Origin of the sequence: Acinetobacter sp. 148 (assembly GCF_031196675.1) — a bacterium.
GTDB classification, from domain to species: domain Bacteria; phylum Pseudomonadota; class Gammaproteobacteria; order Pseudomonadales; family Moraxellaceae; genus Acinetobacter; species Acinetobacter baumannii.
The window spans coordinates 63,083-84,884 of record NZ_JAVIMT010000021.1; the positions used below are offsets into that span (position 1 = coordinate 63,083).

Below are 21,802 nucleotides of genomic sequence, written 5' to 3' on the forward strand. Positions count from 1 at the left end.
CGCTCAACTCATGGTATTAGCGGGATAAACGGAATTCAGCTTTACCGTTTACCGTATATGGAGACAATGAAATCTGTTCTTGGTTTAGACTTAATGACACAGCCGTTGCATCATCAAGACGAATCTGGAATGGAGACTCACCATTTAAGGTTAAAGTCGATGCCTGACGACCCGTCGCTAAAACCTTCCCTGTTGCATCTACAATATGAACAGAAGTTGGACGGTTAAAGTTTAACACCAATTGGTCACCCACTGTTGCAGAGGCATTCCCTTTCATAGGTAAAACTTCAACATTAGACTGATTTGCTTTTGGCAGCTCAGCATCTTCTTTGTTTGAGGTCCATTTTTGGACACCCATCACAATTAATGACACGACAGCAATAATCAAAATTGCAAGCAGTGCGCGCTTTAACCATTTTTTGTTACGATCACTATTAGAACCCGGTAATTTACCCATGATTTTAATTGGTGAGTTGTTTAAAGCATGATTTGGCAAAAGCCCAGTATCGTTTGCATAAATCTCATCAAAACGCTGGATAATTGCAGTTGCATCAGTATTTAAATACTTCGCATAAGAACGATAATAGCCTTTGATAAAAGTCGCTTCTGGCAAAGATTTATAGTCGTCTTGCTCTAACGCATTGAGCGTTTTCAGCGGCATATTTAAATCTGAAGATACTTGCTCTAATTCTTTTTTCTGAGAAACACGAATTTGACGTAAATACTCACCAGGACGTTGAATATTTCCTAAAGCAGAAGTCGGTAAGCTTGAGCCAGTTGGCTGCTGTGAATTAGGATTTATTTCCATACGGCCTCAGTACTATACTGTAATTGCAAATAACGTTGATATTCTGGACTTTCCGGGAATAAAGCACGTAACTGGTTTACTAAAACTTGCATTCCCATTTTATCCGCATTGGCTCGAGCCACTCTTAAACCAATCCAAAGTGCGCGTGCACCCTGATTTTTCTGCCCCACTGTACGAACATATTGTTCATACATTTGTGTAGCAGCCGGAATCTGCTGCTGCAAATAAAAAATTTCTGCTAACTCTAACATTGAAATGTAAGAGTCGCGGTTAGCAAGAAGTGCTTGTTTGAATGTTTTTTCAGCACTCGCAATATCGCCTAGTTTTAAATAAATTCGCCCCAGATTTTCTAAAGCCTGGTAACGTTGATCATAGCCTAATGTTGCACCAGCAATACGAAATTGCTCAATAGCATCATTATAACGCTCCATTTGGTACAAATAAGTACCATAATTATTACGTGCCTGAGCATTGTCTGGTTCAGAAGAAATTGCACGCTTAAAGTAATGTTCTGCTTTTTCTAAATTGGATTTACTGCCTTCTTGTTGCAATAAAATACCCATCATCATATTTGCCGTTGCATCACGACTATCGACACTTAACGCTTGGTCAAGAGAACGCTTTGCAGAATCCAAGTCACCAGAACGAATGTATTCGGCAGCAAGCTGCGTACGCACTTTTACTGCTTTTTCCGGGTCCTTTTTAACCGTTTGCGAAGTCTGGCAACCACTTGCCAAAAGTGCAACAGCAACCCCCATACATAACATGATCTTCAACTTCGGAGTACTCAAAGTCTGCCCTCAATATTATCCTTGTGTACGTAAAATCTCTTGTCGTTGAGCCACTTTCTTTTGCCACTGCTCAGCACGACGCGTACGGTCAGCAACTTGGCCGACCAATTGTCCACATGCGGCATCAATATCATCGCCACGTGTTTGACGAATCGTACACACAAATCCTGCATCAGACAAAGTTTTTTGGAAAGAGATGATACGATTTCGACTTGAGCGTCCATATGGCGCATGAGGGAACGGATTAAATGGAATCAAGTTAATTTTACTTGGTAAGTTTTTAAGTAATTTAAGCAACTGCTGTGCATGTTCAGGTTGGTCGTTCACACCTTCTAACATGACATATTCAATGGTCACATGTTTACGTGCGCTTTCATTACCATCTTTGGCAATATAACGCTGACATGCCGCAATCAACTGAGCCAATGGATATTTTTTATTAATAGGCACAAGTTCATTGCGCAATTCATCATTTGGCGCATGTAGGGAAATTGCTAAAGCAACATCAATATCTTTTGCAAGTTGATCAATTTTTGGCACAACACCTGACGTTGACAAAGTCACACGACGTTTTGACATACCATAAGCAAAGTCATCGAGCATAATGTGCATTGAGCTTAATACGGCATCGTAGTTGAGCAACGGCTCACCCATACCCATCATCACGACATTGGTCACTGAACGCTCGCGCTCAGCAACAGGCACTTCTTCCATATAGGAATAGTTTGCCATCCAAAGTTGCCCAATAATTTCATCTGGCGTTAAATCGCGCTGGAAACCTTGCTTACCTGTTGAACAAAATGAGCAGTCCAATGCACAGCCCACTTGTGAAGAAATACACAAAGTTTTGCGTGAACCTGTTTTATCTTCGGCAGGAATTAATACAGTTTCTACTAAAGAGCCAGAACCTTCACCAACGCGAAACACCCATTTACGTGTTCCGTCTTTTGAATAGTGACGGTGAACCACTTCAGGAGCTTTAATTTCACAAATTTGTTCAAGCTTTGCACGCAATTTGCCTGAAATATTAGTCATTTCAGCAAAATCAGTAACAAAGTATTGATGAATCCATTTCATAACCTGACCGGCACGAAACTTTTTCTCACCAATATCTTCAAAGAATTTTTCTAATTCAGCACGTGACATGCCGAGTAAATTCACTTTTTCGGCAGCAGGCGATGCTGGCGTGGACGAAGATTGCTGCTGTCCATCAAGATTTTCAGATGAAACGACCACTGCAGAACTCATGTGTATTTACCTAAACCATGTCAAAAAAAGAATATATTGTTCAAGAATCAAACAATATGCTCTTGAGAGAATAAAAAAACCAGATAAGTAGTATACCACTTATCTGGTTTGAATGCTTTCGATTAACGAGTGCGTGGGCAGATCTCGTTGTCAGCAAAGAAGTAAGCAATTTCACGCTCTGCAGAAGCAACTGAGTCAGAACCGTGAGCAGCATTTTCGTCGATGCTTACAGCGAAATCAGCACGGATAGTACCAGGAGCCGCTTCTTTAGGGTTTGTAGCACCTAAGATTTCACGGTGAGCAAGAACTGCGTTTTCACCTTCAAGAACAGATACTACAACTGGACCAGAAGTCATGAATGCAACTAAGTCACCAAAGAAACCGCGTTCTTTGTGCTCTGCATAGAAACCTTCAGCATCAGCTTGAGAAAGGTGTTTCATTTTAGTCGCAACAATTTTTAAACCCGCTTTTTCGAAACGAGCAAAAATTTCACCGATGTGGTTTTTAGACACAGCATCTGGCTTTACGATAGACAAAGTACGTTCAATTGCCATGAGTGGCTCCTTTATTTTAAGATTTAAACTTTAAAAAATTTGCCGCATTATACCGATGTCATAGGCAATAATCAGCTTTGAATGTGTAAAAGTTGCGATTTTTTCTACTGTTTTTAGCGAACTTCATCCAACCAAGCCATCTGGATGGCTTCTAGCAATCCTTCGGTTGATTTATTTGGGTCATCACTGAAGTCTGGTAACGCACAAACCCATGCATGTAAATCGGTAAAACGAATCCATTGCGGATCAACTTCTGGATGTGCTTCTGACAATTCAATGGCAATATCAATCGTATCTGTCCAACGTAAGCCCATAGCGGCTCCTATCTGTTTAATCTGCTAAATCAAGAACTGTGTACTTTAGCAAATCCACAAACCTAATCGATAGCTTAAGCTGATAAAAATTACTGTTCGTTATAAAGCAATGCCCAATAATGGCGCGACAAAAATAATCAGACTTGCTACTGCTGCACCAATAAGTGCGCCCACAATCACATCACTCGGATAGTGAAGTCCAAGTACCATACGAGACAATGCCACAAGCACCATGAACGGCAACATTGCTGCAAGCAACACAGGTTGGATATACCCCAACACAATTGTCACCATGACAGCATGTAACGTATGACCTGATGGAAAACTAAAGTGATCGAGTGGTCTTTCACCGAGAACAATCACCTGATGTACTTGGTAAGGACGTGGACGCGTGGTTTTATGTTTTAAGAATTTATAAATTGCTGTCCCAACCGAACCACCAAGTAGCAAATAGATAATTTGCAAGCTATAGGTAATGCCCTGCATTCCCCATACAATCGCCAACATAAGGTACCAAAAAGGTCCGTCACCAGCACGGCTAATAATTTTAAAGAATAATGCCACACGCTGTGAATGAGAGAAATTATTGAGATATAAGCAGCCTCGTAAATCGAGATCGAGTATTTTTATTTTTGCATTCTTTAATTTCATGGTTGTTCTCCTATTTTAGGATACTTAGGTGAAGTCCGCCGAGGGTTCCTTCACTACCTGATAAAATGCCTGTTCTAATTGCTGTACCGGAAGTTGCCAACCGCTTTGCTGTACTTTATGACAGGCTTGTATGCCCATTTCTCTAAGTTGTTGTATTGAAGGAAGCTGATAAATTTGTTGTATAAAATGGTTCTTATGCCCAAGTGGGCTTAACCAACCGTTTACGCCATGTATTAAATACTGGTGTGCACATGCATAATCATACGCGATAACTGGCAAACCGCTCGCCATTGCTTCCAAAACTACGTTACCAAACGTTTCAACTTGGCTTGCAAATACAAAGACATCGGCACTTGCATATGCGACTGCCAAATCGTGCCCGCGCAAACTACCCGTAAAAATAACATTTTTCGCTTCAGGTAGTGCTTTTAATCGAGCAAGATCCGGGCCATCTCCCACCACAACCAGTTTAGTTTTCTGTTGCTGAATGTTTTGCATAGCTGCATAACTCTCAACGATCAGCTGGACTTCTTTTTCCGGTGATAAACGACCTACATACAACATGACACGCGTATCGGAATCAATGCCCCATTGCTGGCGTAAGCTTTCTGAGCGATGTTTTGGTGAAAAACGAGTAGTATCCACTCCTCGCCCAACAACGACTAGAGGACATGTAATGCCAAAACCGCGTAAAGCCTCTTCCGTATCTTTACTTGGAACACAGGTCACTTGAGTATTGTTATGGAACCAGCAAAGGTATTTTTGAATCGGCTTCACCAAAAAGGCCAAATCGAAGAACCTGCTAAAATCTTGAAACGGCGAATGAAAACCACTAGAGACCGGAATATCTTTGGCTTTTGCGGCTTGCATGGCTGTTAAACCTAACGGTCCTTCAGTCACAATATGTACGACATCTGGCACAAATTTTTCAAAAGCTTTTGAAACTTTTAAATATTGGGGCCAGCCAAATTGCAAAGTTGGATATTTTGGAATCGCTTGTGACATGACCAGACATTCTTGTTCTGGCAAAAAATCATGACATTTGGCTTTTTGCTCAGGTCGAACAAGTAGAATTTTATGCCCTTGTTTCTGTAAACCTTGGCATAACTGCAACAAAGAGAGTGCTACACCATTAATTTCAGGCGGCCATGTTTCTGTCACAATCGCAATTTTTAAACGAGGACGAACCAACTCGTGAAGTTGGTGCAATTCCTGAGTATTAGACAAATGCTGTTTTTGTTTAAAATAGAATTGGAAGCTTTCAGGAAGTTGCTGTTGTTTTAATAGTGCTGTCGCGTATGAGCCTTGCATAGCGCCATCCATCAGTATATTTATTTTCATGCTTAAAGATTAAGCAGCTTTCTTGACACTTTGATGATAAATGCATGACAGTTTACTGACATAAAAATTCAAAAAGCACGCTGAGAACAGCGTGCTTTTTTATAAAACAGACAAGAGAACTTAACGGTTCTGCAATTTCGCATAATCCATCAATACATTCGCAGCTTCATTTACGAACGTTTCTTCTTCTGGCAACGCAGGACGTTGATTAGCTTTCATTTTGGCACGAGATTCAGCTAGAGCATCTAAAGAAGCCTGATAGCTTTCCCAGTTAGGGAAAGGTTTTTGACCTGTTGCTATACGACGTTCATTTTCAGCATCTAAAGTTTGCTTTTCTAAACTCAAAAGCTCTGCACGGCGCTTATCAATATCAAGCACAACTTGTTTCTGGTCACTCGTAACCTTCGCAATTGCTGTACGTTTATTTAAATACTTAAACTGTGGATCAACAGCAACGCGTTGTTCCGAAAGTTGAGACAGCTTCGCTACATATGGCTGCACTGAACCTTCACGCTTAAATGGTGCAGTCGGAATCGTATCCCACTTCAACGCATTTTTCGATTTACGCTCACCAAACTCTTCGTTATAGATATCAACAAGCTTAATATCTGGCACTACACCTTTGTTTTGCGTACTACCACCAGTTACACGGTAGAATTTACGCTGAGTTAAGGTTGCTTGACCATATGCCAAAGTATCGAGTTGGACCTGAGCTGTACCTTTACCTGTGGTTGTACTACCAATGATAATGCCACGCTCATAATCTTGAATTGCAGCAGAGTAAATTTCACTTGCAGATGCTGATGCTAAGTTCACCAATACAGCGAGTGGACCTGTATAGATTTGCTGACCACCATCGTTGTCTTCAAATACACTTACGTTGCCATTACCATCACGAATTTGCACAACTGGACCTGATTTAATCACTTGTCCAAGCATACGTGCAACTTCTTCTAATGAACCACCTGGGTCATTACGCAAGTCAATAATAATACCTTCAACTTTCTTGGCTTTTAATGCCTCAAACGCATTTGCAGTATCTTCAGAAACTGAGCGATATTGCTGACCAGCACGACGTGAACGATAGTCAAAATAGAACGATGGAATTTCAATCACACCTAATAGATGCTTTTTACCATCACGTGTCACTTCAACTGTACGTGAACGAACACCGGCATCTTCTTCTTGAATAACATCACGTACCAAAGTCACATTGCGTGCTTGACTCATTGATGCACCAGCACCAAGAAGCTTCAACGTTACTTTTGTGCCACGCTTACCACGAATCAACCCAACAATTTCCGAACTCGACCAGCCGACCACATCGATCATTTTGCCGCCCTCTTGAGCGACACCAACGATTCGGTCTCCTGATTTCACTTGACCAGACTTACTTGCAGGACCACCTTCTACAATGGTTTCAATCTTGGTGTAATCTTCATTACCACGTTCTGGGCGAATCGATACCCCAATACCTTCAAGTTGTAAGGTTGTTTGGCGGTTCAGCTCTATCGCATCAATTGGCGGATAATAGTTACTGTGCGGATCATAAGTTGCCAACATTGCATTTAATGTTTTATCCAACACATCATCGCTTTTCACACGACTAATTCTTTCAAGCTGACGCGTATAACGCTTAGTCAAAGTCTGAGCTGGCGTTAAATCTTCTGGGCCTGTTAAGTCTTGACCATCAGCAAGTGAAGGGTTTTCTTTTAACGCCTTTTGTTTCGCCTGCTCTTCTTCACGGCTAATCGTTAAATTAATTAACTGAGAAACCAGCATTTTACGCCAGTGATTTTGCTGTTCAGCTGACGTTTTAAAATACGGTGCTTTTTCACGATCTACTTCAATAAAAGTATTTGGCTGTTTTAAGTTTTGTGGTTTCTTCAACTCAGCAAGCATGAACTCATAAAACTGCTTTAAGCGCTCACGATATTGCTGGTGAATAGCAAATGGCCCAGTTAAATTCCCCGCTTTTAATGAAGCACCAAAATTTGAACCATAGAGCTTTTTATAGTTTTGAACTTCAGCGTCTAAAAATAATGAGTGGTCCGGATCAAGACTGTCTAAGTACATATCAAGAATACGGTTAGATGTGTTCGCATCCAGACGCATATTTAAATAATGTTGGCGGTCTACTAAAGTTGCCAGTTGACGAGCCACCAAGGCTTGCTCTTGCGTTGGCTGGATCGATTGAGAAACAGCAGCAGTATTGGTTGCTGCTCTTGCTTCGTTCATCGTATGAGAGAAGAATAAACCGCCAGTCGCGATTGCTACTGCACAAGCTATAGTTTGAAGTTTCATAAATTCTTAATACTTCCTTGGGTGTTCGTATCTTACACGCTCTGTTTTCGATATGAACTAAGCAGATTCAACATCTTAACCAACTGAATTGTTTATACCGTGTAGTTTTATCATATTCTGTACTGACAAAATGTAGCAAATCATTGCAAAATTCGCTTATTGTTTTTCAATCAAAATTCAAATGGAACCAATATGATTGGCGCGTTGATGCTGGACATAGCCGGCACAGAACTTACTCAAGAAGATATTGAACTATTACAAGCTCCGCAAGTCGGTGGCATGATTTTATTTGCACGAAATATTGAATCACCACAACAAGTCCGTGCTTTAACCGACCATATGCGCCAAGTTCGCCCAGATATTTTGATTGCTGTCGACCAAGAAGGTGGCCGTGTTCAACGTCTAAAATCTGGCTTTACATTATTGCCAGCCATGGGCCGTTTTGGCGAGCTCTATATCACTCAACCTCAAAAAGCACTTGAATTAGCTGAACAGTGCGGCTGGTTAATGGCAACTGAAGTTTTGGCTGTGGGGATCGATTTTAGTTTTGCGCCAGTTTTAGATCTGAATGCAATTAGCGATGTAATTGGTGACCGTGGCTTCTCTAAAAATATCGAAGATATCGCTCCACTTGCTGGTGCATTTATGCGCGGTATGAAAAAAGCCGGCATGGCAAATACCGGTAAGCACTTCCCTGGTCACGGTTCGGTAAAAGCCGATTCACATGTCGCAGCCGCAATCGATAGCCGTAGCTATGACGAAATTTATAACCATGACATGCAAAGCTTTATCAAGCTTATGCCTGAGCTAGATGCGCTCATGCCGGCACATGTAATTTACGATCAGGTTGACCCAAATCCGGCAGGTTTCTCACCTTTCTGGATTCAAGAAGTCCTTCGTAATCGCTTGAAATTTAATGGCGTACTTTTCTCCGATGACTTAAGCATGCAAGCTGCTTGTGTCGCTGGGGGTGCAGATGCGCGTATTCAAGCGGCTCTGGCAGCAGGCTGTGATATGGGGTTAGTGTGTAATGACCGTAGTGCAGCATGTACAGCACTTGAAGGTATTGCAAACTTAGAACTACCAAACCAAGAGCGTTTAGAACGTATGCGTGGTCGAATTCCACGAATCCAAGTTGGTGAAACTTTATCGCTTGGAAATGAATGGCAAGCTGTCAAAACAGCCATTGAAGAATTTAAAAATTCGATTTAAGTTAGTAAAAATTTTAATTGGCTACAAAAACCTATTCACTATCTGATACGCGGTTAAGTCATACGCAACCTGCTCATCTGCTGAAGGATATTGATTGCTTCAATATATTTGATAGAAGCAGAAAGTGAACAGGTTTTGCGTATGACAATGGTTTTGGTTACTTTTCCCGAAAGAAAAGTAACTCCAACTGAAAGTTCATCCCAGAATGCCAACCTAATTGACAGGACTCCGTCATGCAGGTTCATTCACCATCAATGCATTAGAACCTCTTCATTGTTATTAATAATGAAGATCACACAAAAACAATAAATCGAGTTCAGGACGAATGACACAACACCTTTCAAAACACCGCCACATTTCTTTTACAGCTCACTATACAGGCTATATCTGGTATCAAATGGGGATCTCACATGAAGCACTTGCCACCAGTAAAGGCAAATCACTGGCATATTTAGTTCACCCATTAGAATCTTGGGCAGAGAAATATGTGGGTGGCAGTATGCGCACGACGCTAAAACAGCGCCATACCATGCTTGATCATGATTTAGAGAAGTTAATTCAAGAAAACCCTGATTTACAGGTGCTTGAAATTGCCTGTGGTTTATCACCACGTGGCTGGTGGTTTAGGCAGCATTATCCTTCCATTAGCTATCGAGAGCTTGATTTGCCCGATATGGCTCAGACAAAGCAAAATGCATTACAACAAATTGAAAAAAATGCACCTGAAGTTTTATCAGTCGATTTATTTACCGAAGCCTTTGCTCAAGCATTCGAAGTGTTTGACTCTAATCGCCCACTAGTTGTAATCAGTGAAGGTTTAATTAACTATTTTGATAAAGACTTATTAAAGCAACTGATCCAATCCATTGCCCACTATGGCGCTTCCTTTAAAAAGCTTCATTATTTAACTGACCTGTATCCTGAACCCGTTAAAAACAAACTTGCTAGTATTATCTGGAACAGCAGTAAATTACTTAAACTTATGTCTCGAAGCTCATTTAGTTTTCATTTTAAGACTCCACTAGAAGTGAAAGACTTTTTTAAAGATGCAGGCTTTAGTCAAGTTAACGTTGAACAACCTCAAATATTCTTTGGACAAGTTTCTAAAGACAGCGATGAAGAGCATTTAGGTGACTTAGTCTGGACTATCCATGCTCAATTAAAGTAAAAAAATGGAAGCCTCGTGAGTTTTGAGGCTTCCAAATCATAAAGAATTAAACGTTAAGCTGCTTGTTTCTGGCGAGCAATAAAGCGGCTTAAACGGTCAGCAAGCTCAAAGCTACCATGTTTAAATAAGGCACGGACTCCTTGTTCAGTAGCTTCAAAAATTAAACACTCAATCGAAAAAGCACCCTCTTCATCTTCTAAATGTAAAGCCAAATCACGTGGGTGTTCATTTACAAACTCAAGCTGTGCTACATCATCTAACTTCAAATACATCCCAAAGAAAGTCACGTCAACAATCGTCACTGGCACCTCTGTTTCACATTCACGGTGGCTCAGTTTCGTTTTAGGCTGGAGAACTGGTATACGCTCTTCACCTCGGCGTTCCATGTTTTGTATTTGCTCACGCGTCATTGGAATAATGCCATCCAGATTTTGGATAGATTCACCCTTCAAAAATGAAGTGAACAAACTCATAGTTTCTTTACGGCGCTGGAGCTGCGGCACATGGTCAGCGTTAGCAATCAGAGCAAATTCCATATCCGGACATTGCAAAGCAAAATTGGCATTTTCATGAGGCAAAGTAAAACTATCGTACTGCCCTGCTGCGACCAGTGTCTTACATTCTGGAATAGGTACATCTGTTAAACGCAAAAGGCGATTACAGTTAATTTCATAACGCTCTCGTTCAGTACCCGTAAATTCTGCCATTTGCCTAAAAAATAATTTTTTAGCTGTAGGCGACATACGTGTTTTATCTAATTTGGCATGATTCACCAAATATAAAATTACCGCTTGCCCAAACTCTTCCATACGATTTTCTTGCATGAGTTTGAGCGACTCTTCCAGAATCATCCGCCAGCTTTTACGGGTCTTTTGCATAACACCCATTAAAATCATACGGTCCATCAAATCTGGACGATGATAAGCAAAACATGAAGCAACAACTGAACCCAACGACATTCCCATTACAGAAACTTTTTGAATTCCGACGATATCTAGCCAACGTCCTAACATTTCCGACAAATCGGGAAGCTCTAATGTTCCAGCAGAAATTCCGGTATCTCGATTGGTAATTTGTTGATTTGCGCCCATAGATGGCAAGTCGATTAAAATCACTGGGCCACTTTCAAATAGTTGTTCAACACAATATTTATACGAGTTAAAATTTTGAAAAGCACCGCCAACAATCACAATCGGTGTTTTGTGAATCGTTTGTGGGTCTGCAATCGCCATGTATTCAATTTTCCAACCGTCAATCCATGTGGTACGAGCTGGCTGTTTAAAACTATCTCTATGGTAGATATCGAAAAACCCAAAACCGGCATAAGCTTGGTTTATCTCCGAATCCATTTGAATAATGGAATTCATATCCTTGCTTCCTCCTTGCTGTAATTTTTTTATGCTGCAAGAGTTCCTTCTTGAACATGTAATCTTTTATGCACAAATCTTTAAAATTTGTATTAGTTTGTATTGCACAAGTCCATTCTAAACAATTGTCTGAAATATACGCAATCGCTGAATTGACCGCTCATCCTGTTTAAGCCGCGAATAGTTTGCAAAATATTTAAATGTTTTTTTATAGCGGTCACATTTTTGAAAAAAAGCCATTCATTGTTCCGCATTTGACTGCTACTATCGTAGTCATTGGTAAATGATTAAAAAATGCTATGCAAGATTCAATTGAACAATATATGCAAAAAGTTGGGCAACAAGCACGTGATGCTTCACGCGTCTTAACAAGTGCTTCTACCTCACTTAAAAATCATGCACTCTCTGCTATTTATACTGCTTTGGAAAACAACCAAGCAGCTATCTTGGCGGCGAATCAAATCGACATGGAAAAAGGCCGTAGCAACCAGCTCGACAGCGCCTTACTTGATCGTCTTGAGCTTACGCCCGCACGTTTTAAAGGGATGTTGCAAGGTTTAAAAGATGTGATCGCGCTTGTTGATCCAATTGGGGAAATTACGGATCTTGCATATCGCCCCACAGGCATTCAAATTGGGAAAATGCGTGTACCTCTAGGTGTCGTTGGTATGATTTACGAATCACGTCCAAATGTCACACTTGAAGCTGCATCTTTAGCAATTAAATCGGGCAATGCCATTATTTTACGTGGTGGCTCAGAAGCACTTGAGTCAAATAAAGCAATCGCAGAAGCGGTGAAGCATGGCTTAAAAGTTGCTGGTTTACCTGAGCACTCAGTACAAGTGATTGAAACTTCTGACCGCGCAGCGGTTGGTCACCTCATTACCATGGCTGAGTATGTAGATGTCATTGTTCCACGTGGTGGTAAAAGCTTAATTGAGCGTGTAACCAACGAAGCTCGCATTCCTGTGATTAAGCATCTTGATGGTAACTGTCATGTGTTTGTAGAAGCACAAGCGGACTTACAAAAAGCGTTACCAATTACCTTGAATGCTAAAACACATCGTTACGGCGTTTGTAATGCAATGGAAACTCTGCTCGTTGATGAAAAAATTGCAGAAGTTTTCTTACCACACATTGCTGAGCTTTATGCTGAAAAACAAGTTGAGTTACGTGGTTGCCCAGAAACACGTCGTATTTTAGGAAGCTCTGTAAAACCTGCGACAGAAGAAGATTGGTATACCGAATATCTAGGGCCGATTCTTGCAGTTAAAGTGGTGAGCGGTATTGATGAAGCAATTGACCATATCAACAAATATGGTTCGCATCATACCGATGCAATTGTGACAGAAAACTACACTTTAGCTCGTCAGTTCTTGGCTCGTGTAGATTCAAGCTCCGTCGTAGTTAATGCATCAACTCGTTTTGCCGATGGCTTTGAATATGGTTTAGGTGCTGAAATTGGTATCTCAACAGATAAAATTCATGCACGCGGCCCTGTTGGCTTAGAAGGTTTAACTTCTCAAAAATGGATTGTGTTAGGTGACGGTCAAATTCGTCAATAAGTCTCCTACTTAAATAAAAACGCCTGATCTATATCAGGCGTTTTTATTTTGTTATTTCCCATAAAAAAGCCAGCCCGAAGGCTGGTTTTTTAACCATAGATCAATTAGAAAATAAAGTCGGTATTCACAAATTTAGAATAGTGCTCAGACACCATAGAAGCCAGCATACCTTTACTGTCATCCGTCTGTTTAGCCGCAATCATAGAGCGGATCGAGAATGCACGAAGCGCATCATGCACAGAAAGTGTACCTTCTGCAGAATCTTTACGACCACCAAATGGAAATACATCAGGACCACGTTGACACTGACAGTTGATGTTTACACGACAAACTTGATGTACGAGTGTGTCTACTAAATGGCCAATTTGCGCTGGGTCACTACCAAAAATACTCACCTGCTGACCATGATCAGAAGTAGTGACATAATCCAATACAGTTTCAATATCATCATAAACAGCAACTGGTACCACTGGACCAAACTGTTCTTCGCGATACAGTCTCATCCCCTCAGTCACTGGATAAACTACGGCCGGATAGAACATGGTTTTGCAGAATTCACCACCTTCCGGATTAACCACTTTTGCTCCTTTTGCCACCGCATCTTCAATCACTTCAGTCATGTAGGCTGTACGGTGCATGCCCGGTAGCGGCGTAATAGATACACCTTTTTCCCACGGCATACCTACTTTCAGTTTAGCCAGCTCCGTCGTTAAACGGTTAACAAACTCATCGGCTATCGAGCGGTGCACCATTAGCATTTTTAAAGCTGTACAACGCTGACCATTGAATGACAATGCGCCCAACAGACACTCTTTCACTGTCAGGTCCAAATCAGCATCCGGCAAAATGATGGCTGCATTCTTCGCATCCAATCCCAAAATCGCACGCAGACGGTGAGATTTTGGATGTTGTTTTTTCAAGTGGTCGGCCACTTTACTAGAACCAATCAGTGCCAGTACATTAATTTGCCCAGATGCCAGCAAATGCGGCACCACTAGAGAACCTGGTGCATAAATGGTATTGATCACCCCTTTTGGAAATGAATCACGAAATGCCTCTAGCAGTGGTTCAAATAGTAAGGTTCCAAATTGAGGTGGTTTAAAAATAATAGTATTACCCATCAGCATAGCCGGGATCAGGGTTGCAAAGGTTTCGTTTAGCGGGTAGTTGTATGGTCCCATACACAACACAACACCTAATGGAGTACGACGAATTTGACCAATGGTGCCTTCAGCAATTACAAAGCGGGAGTTGGCATTATCCAGATCTTTCAGGGCATCAATGGTTTGACGCATGTAAGTGATAGTACGATCAAACTCTTTCTCTGAATCAGCCAAGCTCTTGCCAATTTCCCACATGATCAGCTTAATAATCAGATCTCGTTGCTCTACCATGCGCTGAATGAAATTTTGCATACATGCAATACGCTCACTAACCTTCATCATTGGCCATTCGCCACGACCATTGTTATAAGCTCGTACCGCTGCTTCTAATGCTTCATCGCTTTCTTTTTCGCCCATGACTGGATAACTACCAAGTTCAACTTGCTCTAGGCTACCGTCAGGCTGCTGAATCCAGATTGGAGATAATGTTTTCTTGGTTGCACCAGCCCATAACTTCAACTCACCATCCACGAGTGAAACACGCTGATGAATTTGAGATGGCAAACGTACACTTTCAGGAATACCGTCCACTACTGGAAATTTATGCTGTAAATTATTTAACTGATTCATTCTTCTTAATACCTTATTATTTGTATGTCTTTATATATCCCCGAACCGTACACTGTAATCAGTTCTTCTTCGGATCAATACCACTATTATTATCAGTACTCACCTTGCTTGAACCGTAGACCACAAGGTGAATTCTTAAAGCATGGATAGTTTCGATATTTTCTAGTTGAATTTACCCCCGACACACACTATCAGTTACCCCTAGCTTCTGGATAACTTGTTCAATGATCTGTTCTGGTGTGAGAGCAATATCGATAGCAATTGCTTCATTCACATCAGGTTCCTCTAATGTATCTAGCTGGGTTTGTAACAATGCCGGATCAAAAAAATGACCAGATCTTTCTGCAAGTCTTTGCTGTAATAGTTCATAAGAACCTTTTAGATATACAAACTTAACGTTCTGGTCCTGCCCTCTTAAAATATCGCGATACATCCGCTTTAAAGATGAGCATGTAAACACAGCCGTTTCACCATCTCTTTGTTTGGCTTCAATTGCCTGACGAATAGCTTGCAACCACGGCAAGCGGTCTTCATCGGTTAAAGGAATACCTTGGCTCATCTTACTTTTATTTGCAGCTGAATGAAGCGTATCGCCATCAAGAAACTCACAAGCCAAACGCTCTGATAACAACTCACCAATAAGGGTTTTCCCTGTGCCGCAAACACCCATTGCTATCACTATCATGGATTACCTACCTCTAATTACAAAACAGCACTAAGCAACAATGTGAAAGACAAACCAAGTACCGAAATAATTGTTTCCAGTACAGACCAAGTCTTCAGTGTCTGCCCAACTGTCATTCCAAAATATTCTTTGATTAGCCAGAAACCAGCATCGTTTACATGCGAGAAAATTAATGATCCAGAACCTGTCGCTAATACTAAAAGTTCAGGTCTAACGACTACACCTGCTGCTGCCGCAATAGGTGCGACAATGCTACAAGCCGTGGCCATCGCAACAGTAGCCGAACCTGTTGCCAGACGTATGAGAGCAGCAACAAGCCATCCTAATAACAATGGTGAAAGGTTTGCTTTTAAAGCAGTAGAGACGATTTCATTAGAAATTCCGCTGTCTCTTAAAATACCGCCGAAACCGCCACCAGCACCAACAATCAGCAAAATACCCGCAATTGAAGCCAGACATCCACCACAGAATTTTTCAATTTGTTCACGGTTAAAACCCTGCATGGTGCCAAAAGTAATAAAGCTGACCAAAACAGCAATAAGCAATGCAATATCAGAAGTACCAATAAAGCGTAATAACTCATTTGGGAACGTTTTTGGTGCAAAGAAAACATCTGCCCAACTACCAACTAGCATCAATGCAACCGGTAGCATGATGGTAAATAAGGTAATCCCAAAGCTCGGCAATTCACGTGTGTTGTTAGCATCTGCTTCAACAAACTGCTTTGCTAAAGGATTATTTTCAGGCAATTTGACATATTTGTTGATCCATAATGCATACAATGGACCTGCAACAACCGCCGTCGGGACGCCAACCAACAAACTGTACATAATGGTTTTACCGATGTCGGCATGGTAAGCCTGTACCGCAAGCAAAGCGGCTGGATGCGGTGGAATCAACCCATGTACGACCGATAAACCCGCAACCATAGGTAAACCAACAATTAATAATGATTTACCTGTACGTTTGGCAATATTGAATGCAATTGGAATAAGAAGTACAAAACCAACTTCAAAAAATACCGGAAGCCCTACAATTAACGCAATGAACATCATGGCCCAGTGAATATGTTTTTCACCAAACCATTTAATTAAAGTAATAGCTATTCGTTCTGCACCACCTGACTCAGCCATCATCTTGCCAAGCATGGTTCCTAACGCAATCACAATCGCAAGGTGACCTAGTGTTTTACCGGTACCTGCTTCATATGATTTAACAATCCCGTCCATTGGCATGCCAACTGCAAGAGCTAAACCAAGAGAAACAATAATAAGAACTAAAAAGGGGTAAATTCTAAACTTCGCGATCATGACAATCAAAGCAACGATCGCAATTAAAGTATAGACAAGCAACATGCCACCCTGAACCGTCTCCATGTGACACTTTCTCCTTGGAATAATGTTATCTAGGCACTGCCTAAATAAAGGTCTTCAACCAGAGATATACTCATTGTTGAAGCACTCATTTTTTATATTTAGTATGACTGGCAACCGCCAGTCACAGCATCACAAAAAATCTAAAGCACCTAAAAGACACTTTAGATTTTTAAACCACAATTACTTTCGTAAAACTCACAACTGACTTGCAATTTGGGCTAAACGGGTAATTTCAGCCCAATCTTGTGCAGCGACAACAGGTTTAGGCGTTAACCATGACCCACCTACACACACCACATTAGGTTGCTTTAAAAAATCTGGAGCTGTCTCTGCTGTAATTCCACCTGTTGGGCAGAAACGTAAGTTTGGAAATGGACCATAAAATGCTTTTAGCATCTCAACCCCACCTGCCTGTTGAGCAGGGAAAAACTTCACAATGTCGTAGCCCAACTCAATCGCTTGAATGAGATCACTCGGTGTCATTACGCCTGGTAAAAGAGGTAAACCTGCATCTTGTGCAGCCAAATGCAAGTCTTTGGTCAAACCAGGTGATACCCCAAATTTAGCACCAGCTTTTTTAGCTTGTGCACAATGCTCAGGCTTAGTAATCGTTCCTACACCTACCACAATGTCATCTGCTAACTGAGATGCACGTTCAATGGCAGCAAGCCCAGCTGCTGTACGTAAAGTAATTTCCAGTACCTTTACACCACCAGCATGCAACGCACGTGATACATGTTCACCTTGTTCGGCAGAGTCAAAAGCCAACACCGGAATTACTGGACCTAATTTGACAACATCTTCAATCTTGCTCATTACTTTGTAATTCCTTTGTCTTAAATCTGCCCTTGTGGCTCTTCGCCAACAAGTGCACCAAACACTGATGCACCATGTTCAGCAGGCGCTGCTGCCGCACGGAACACACCAAATAATTCACGGCCAAAACCAACTTCGTTTTCTGCCTGATGTTCTGGTTGAGCAACAGGACGTGACTGCCAAGTCTGCTCATCTAACTCAATATCGAGTACACCAGCTTCAGCATCAATAATTAACATATCCCCAGTTTGAACTTTGCCAATCGGGCCGTTCAATAACGCTTCTGGAGACAAATGAATGACTGCCGGTACTTTGCCTGAAGCACCAGACATACGGCCATCGGTTACTAATGCAACATGGAAGCCTTGATCCTGTAAAACACCCAACACAGGAGTCAAGCGGTGCAACTCAGGCATACCATTAGCACGCGCACCTTGGAAACGGACAACCGCAATAAAGTCTCGGTGCAATTCACCACGATCAAACGCTGCCTGTACCGCTTCTTGCGAATCAAAAACAATTGCCGGTGCTTTCACTTTACGGTGCTCTGGAGCAACCGCAGAAATCTTGATAACACCACGGCCAAGGCGACCTTGCATTAAGCGCAAGCCGCCATCTGGCTGAAACGGCGCATCAATGCTACGGAGTACTTTGTCATCAAGGCTTTGAACTACCCCGTCAACCCAAGTGAGCTTACCGTCAATCAATTTCGGTTCTTTGGTGTAATGCTGTAAACCTTTACCAGCGACAGTCGTCACATCGTTATGTAACAAACCAGCCTCAAGTAAGTTACGAATAAGGAAGGCTACCCCACCCGCAGCTTGGAAATGGTTTACATCGGCCTTGCCATTTGGATAGATTTTTGCGAGCAATGGAACAACAGCAGACAACTCATCAAAGTCATCCCAGTCAATTAAGATGCCAGCCGCACGTGCAATCGCAATAAGATGCAACGTATGGTTGGTTGAACCACCTGTAGCCAGTAAGGCCACAATACCATTAATAATGGCTTTTTCATCAATAACATGGCCAATCGGCGTGTAGTTGCCTCGCTCGGCAGTTAAGTCAAGTACACGTTTAGCAGCTTCGGCAGTGAGCGCATCACGTAATGGCGTATGAGGATGAACAAATGCCGCACTTGGCAAATGTAAGCCCATCACTTCCATCAACATTTGGTTACTGTTCGCAGTACCATAGAATGTACATGTTCCTTGACCATGATAGGCAGCCGATTCAGCTTCAAGTAGGGCATCGCGTCCTACTTGACCTGTCGCGAATTGCTGGCGGATTTTAGCTTTATCATCATTCGACAAACCGCTACTCATTGGCCCCGCAGGTACAAAAATGGTTGGTAGATAACCAAACTGCAAAGCACCAATCAGCAAGCCCGGAACAATCTTATCGCATACCCCGAGACACAATGCGGCATCGAACATGTTATGGGAAAGTGCAATCGCAGTCCCCATCGCAATGGTTTCACGTGAAAATAGTGATAATTCCATACCGGCATTACCTTGAGTAATACCATCACACATTGCCGGTACACCGCCCGCAAACTGTGCAACACCACCATTTTCACGTGCAGCTGTTTTTATAATGTCAGGGAATGTTTTATATGGGGCATGTGCTGAAAGCATTTCATTATATGAAGACACAATGCCAATATTTGGTTCACGGCCAACTTTAATAATTAATTTTTCATTATCTTCCATGCCAGCAAAACCATGAGCCAGGTTGGCACATGAGAGTGCACCACGAGCTGGGAATTTGCCTTGGGCATGTTCAATACGTTGTAAATATGCAGAACGAGTTTTTTGGCTACGCGCAATTACACGTTCAGTAACTTTTGCCAATACTGGATTCGGCAAGTCCATGCTGGACGCTCCTGTACAACCGGATAAGCCGGAACATAAAAATAGACCAAATGATATATTTCATCATCATTTGATAAGGGGGAGGAACAATATTATTAAGGCAAAAAGCGACATGCAAGCCCTAGTCAACTTTACGGTAATACTCGAGCATCGGTATTAAATACAAATTATGTTTAAGTTTTAAACGAGAAGCTGGTTTTATTTTTGACTATATTTATTGGTACATCTGCCTCTATTAACTATGAGAAAATTCTCATAATATCAAAGCAATAAAATATTCTTATAAATGTATTAATACCGACTTTTTTATACTAAGTTTTATATTAAAAATGTTTATGATTTATTCATTTTAACCTATATATAAACGATTAAAATTTAATTTCATTTACGTATATTATTTGTAATACTCCCCTCTAGTTTGATTAAAATAACAGCACTTCTTTTTTCTTAAAAAATTTATACCAAATATTTGAAAAATACATTAAATAGAAATCTACCTTTCATAAATATATACAAAAAACTGTTTAATTCTTCTACAAAAAAACAATAAATACAGTGGTTAAGCTTTATACTGAGCGAATATTAGTTATAAAAAATTTAATGGTCGATAGTGCTTAAGTCTAATGGGCTAAAGTCTATCTTGGACAGAAAAACAACACATGTTAAAACATCACAACCTGCTCTTAATGCATCACACAATTAATGCCTTTTGATCAGGAAGTTAGGAAAACTATTTTTATATCAGGACTTGGGTATTTCAACGTGGCTACATCAGTATTAGTTATTAATTGCGGTTCTTCATCTATTAAATACGCACTGGTTTCAGAGCGTCGTGAAGATCGTATTTACGGTTTAGCAGAAAACTTAGGGGCAGCTGATGCTCGTATTAAAGGGATTACCGTCGGTGGAGAACCGCTAGAGCTTTCAATTCCTTATGCTGACCACGCCAAAGCTTTAGAAACTTTACTTGCACGTCTTGCAAACTATAAACCTCAAGCAATCGGTCACCGTGTCGTACATGGTGGAAGCCTTACCAAAGCTGAATTACTCACCCCTGAAATTGTAGAACGTATTCGTGCAGCCACTCCGCTTGCACCGCTTCATAATCCTGCTCACTTAATCGGGATTGAAGCAACGATGCGCCTTTTCCCTGAATTACCTCAAGTTGCCGTATTTGACACCGCATTTCATCAAACTATGCCTGCACATGCATACCGTTATGCAATCCCTAAGTTTTTATATACAGAACATAATGTTCGTCGCTATGGTTTCCACGGTACAAGCCATGCTTATGTGTCTGACCGCGGCAGTGAACTGGCAGGAAAATTCCAAAAAGGCGGTTGGTTAACAGCACACTTGGGCAATGGTAGCTCGACTTGTGCAGTGTGGAATGGACAAAGTGTTGATACTTCTATGGGCCTTACTCCACTTGAAGGTGTTGTAATGGGAACACGTAGTGGTGATGTCGATCCAAGCTTACACAGCTTCCTTGCTAAAAATCTTGGCTGGGACTTAGCAAAAATCGATAAAGTTTTAAATAACGAAAGTGGATTACTTGGCTTATCACAACTCTCTAACGATATGCGTACAGTGATTGAAGCTGCTGAAAATGGCAATGAAGATGCTTGCCTTGCGATTGAAGTATTTAGCTATCGCCTTGCAAAATCACTTGCTGCCCTAAGTTGTGGTTTACCAAGTATTGATGGCTTGATCTTTACAGGCGGTATTGGTGAGAACTCAGCTTATATACGTGAAAAAACTCTAGCTTATTTACCTCATTTCGGTTTACAGCTCGATAAAGACCAGAACAACAATTTAAAACGTGGTACAGAAGGCCGTATTGATAGCGGCACAGGTCCACAAATCTGGGTGATTCCAACCGATGAAGAAGGCCGTATTGCCAAAGAAACTCGTCAGGTTGTAGAGGTTTCACAAAATACATCTCCTGAAGTTAGCCTTGCTTAATTACAGAAGTCAAAAACGCTATTCATTTAT

At 41.3% G+C, this 21,802-nt stretch carries 18 protein-coding genes; 4 read left to right on the plus strand and 14 right to left on the minus strand.

The window, feature by feature from the left end:
- Positions 1-16: 16 nt before the first annotated feature.
- From RFX69_RS04290 to RFX69_RS04325, 8 genes are all read right to left on the minus strand, one after another.
- The gene (locus tag RFX69_RS04290; protein WP_000405161.1) at positions 17-808 is read right to left on the minus strand and encodes a RodZ domain-containing protein; all 792 of its coding nucleotides are present in this window, start codon (positions 806-808) and stop codon (positions 17-19) included.
- A complete protein-coding gene (pilW, locus tag RFX69_RS04295; RefSeq protein ID WP_001984465.1) occupies positions 799-1,599 on the minus strand; it encodes a type IV pilus biogenesis/stability protein PilW in 801 nt (266 codons plus the stop codon). The genes RFX69_RS04290 and pilW overlap by 10 nt, the downstream gene beginning before the upstream one ends.
- 15 nt (positions 1,600-1,614) lie before the next feature.
- Positions 1,615-2,847, minus strand: a complete 1,233-nt coding sequence (rlmN, locus tag RFX69_RS04300) for a 23S rRNA (adenine(2503)-C(2))-methyltransferase RlmN (RefSeq protein ID WP_000093084.1) — start codon at positions 2,845-2,847, stop codon at positions 1,615-1,617.
- 122 nt (positions 2,848-2,969) lie between these two features.
- Positions 2,970-3,401, minus strand: a complete 432-nt coding sequence (ndk, locus tag RFX69_RS04305) for a nucleoside-diphosphate kinase (protein ID WP_000963851.1) — start codon at positions 3,399-3,401, stop codon at positions 2,970-2,972.
- A 113-nt stretch (positions 3,402-3,514) separates the two neighbouring features.
- A complete protein-coding gene (iscX, locus tag RFX69_RS04310; RefSeq protein ID WP_000524329.1) occupies positions 3,515-3,715 on the minus strand; it encodes a Fe-S cluster assembly protein IscX in 201 nt (66 codons plus the stop codon).
- Positions 3,716-3,814: 99 nt separating this feature from the next.
- Positions 3,815-4,366: a phosphatase PAP2 family protein gene (locus RFX69_RS04315; RefSeq protein WP_000769125.1), complete on the minus strand. Its 552-nt coding sequence runs from the start codon at positions 4,364-4,366 to the stop codon at positions 3,815-3,817.
- 24 nt (positions 4,367-4,390) lie between these two features.
- Entirely contained in the window at positions 4,391-5,689 is a 1,299-nt protein-coding gene (locus RFX69_RS04320; RefSeq protein ID WP_104133500.1) for a glycosyltransferase family 1 protein, read from the minus strand.
- A gap of 138 nt (positions 5,690-5,827) precedes the next feature.
- Positions 5,828-8,011, minus strand: a complete 2,184-nt coding sequence (locus tag RFX69_RS04325; RefSeq protein WP_000776302.1) for a carboxy terminal-processing peptidase — start codon at positions 8,009-8,011, stop codon at positions 5,828-5,830.
- Positions 8,012-8,203: 192 nt separating this feature from the next.
- Here RFX69_RS04325 and nagZ point away from each other — a divergent pair, with 192 nt between their 5' ends.
- Both nagZ and RFX69_RS04335 read left to right on the plus strand, forming a co-directional pair.
- On the plus strand, positions 8,204-9,223 hold the full coding sequence (nagZ, locus tag RFX69_RS04330; protein WP_223082314.1) for a beta-N-acetylhexosaminidase: 1,020 nt from the start codon (positions 8,204-8,206) through the stop codon (positions 9,221-9,223).
- Between the two features lie 325 nt (positions 9,224-9,548).
- A complete protein-coding gene (locus tag RFX69_RS04335) occupies positions 9,549-10,391 on the plus strand; it encodes a class I SAM-dependent methyltransferase (protein WP_000191936.1) in 843 nt (280 codons plus the stop codon).
- Positions 10,392-10,444: 53 nt separating this feature from the next.
- On the opposite strand, the gene RFX69_RS04340 is transcribed toward RFX69_RS04335, so the two are convergent.
- Complete coding sequence (locus RFX69_RS04340; RefSeq protein ID WP_001084482.1) at positions 10,445-11,758, minus strand: alpha/beta fold hydrolase; 1,314 nt, start codon at positions 11,756-11,758, stop codon at positions 10,445-10,447.
- 299 nt (positions 11,759-12,057) lie between these two features.
- Here RFX69_RS04340 and RFX69_RS04345 point away from each other — a divergent pair, with 299 nt between their 5' ends.
- Positions 12,058-13,323 carry a glutamate-5-semialdehyde dehydrogenase gene (locus tag RFX69_RS04345; RefSeq protein WP_001154158.1) on the plus strand — a complete coding sequence of 422 codons (1,266 nt, stop codon included), beginning with the start codon at positions 12,058-12,060 and terminating at the stop codon, positions 13,321-13,323.
- Between the two features lie 104 nt (positions 13,324-13,427).
- Here RFX69_RS04345 and RFX69_RS04350 read toward each other — a convergent pair whose 3' ends face one another.
- From RFX69_RS04350 to edd, 5 genes are all read right to left on the minus strand, one after another.
- Positions 13,428-15,056, minus strand: coding sequence for an NADP-dependent glyceraldehyde-3-phosphate dehydrogenase (locus tag RFX69_RS04350; RefSeq protein ID WP_001072699.1), 1,629 nt, complete (start codon positions 15,054-15,056; stop codon positions 13,428-13,430).
- Between the two features lie 172 nt (positions 15,057-15,228).
- Positions 15,229-15,741, minus strand: a complete 513-nt coding sequence (locus tag RFX69_RS04355; RefSeq protein ID WP_001978744.1) for a gluconokinase — start codon at positions 15,739-15,741, stop codon at positions 15,229-15,231.
- A 17-nt stretch (positions 15,742-15,758) separates the two neighbouring features.
- Positions 15,759-17,117, minus strand: a complete 1,359-nt coding sequence (locus RFX69_RS04360; RefSeq protein ID WP_000450961.1) for a gluconate:H+ symporter — start codon at positions 17,115-17,117, stop codon at positions 15,759-15,761.
- A 195-nt stretch (positions 17,118-17,312) separates the two neighbouring features.
- On the minus strand, positions 17,313-17,933 hold the full coding sequence (gene eda, locus RFX69_RS04365) for a bifunctional 4-hydroxy-2-oxoglutarate aldolase/2-dehydro-3-deoxy-phosphogluconate aldolase (RefSeq protein ID WP_000034283.1): 621 nt from the start codon (positions 17,931-17,933) through the stop codon (positions 17,313-17,315).
- Between the two features lie 20 nt (positions 17,934-17,953).
- A complete protein-coding gene (gene edd, locus RFX69_RS04370; protein WP_000365488.1) occupies positions 17,954-19,807 on the minus strand; it encodes a phosphogluconate dehydratase in 1,854 nt (617 codons plus the stop codon).
- A 762-nt stretch (positions 19,808-20,569) separates the two neighbouring features.
- Between edd and RFX69_RS04375 the strand changes: the two genes are divergently transcribed.
- Positions 20,570-21,772, plus strand: coding sequence for an acetate/propionate family kinase (locus tag RFX69_RS04375; RefSeq protein ID WP_000236000.1), 1,203 nt, complete (start codon positions 20,570-20,572; stop codon positions 21,770-21,772).
- Positions 21,773-21,802: the final 30 nt, after the last annotated feature.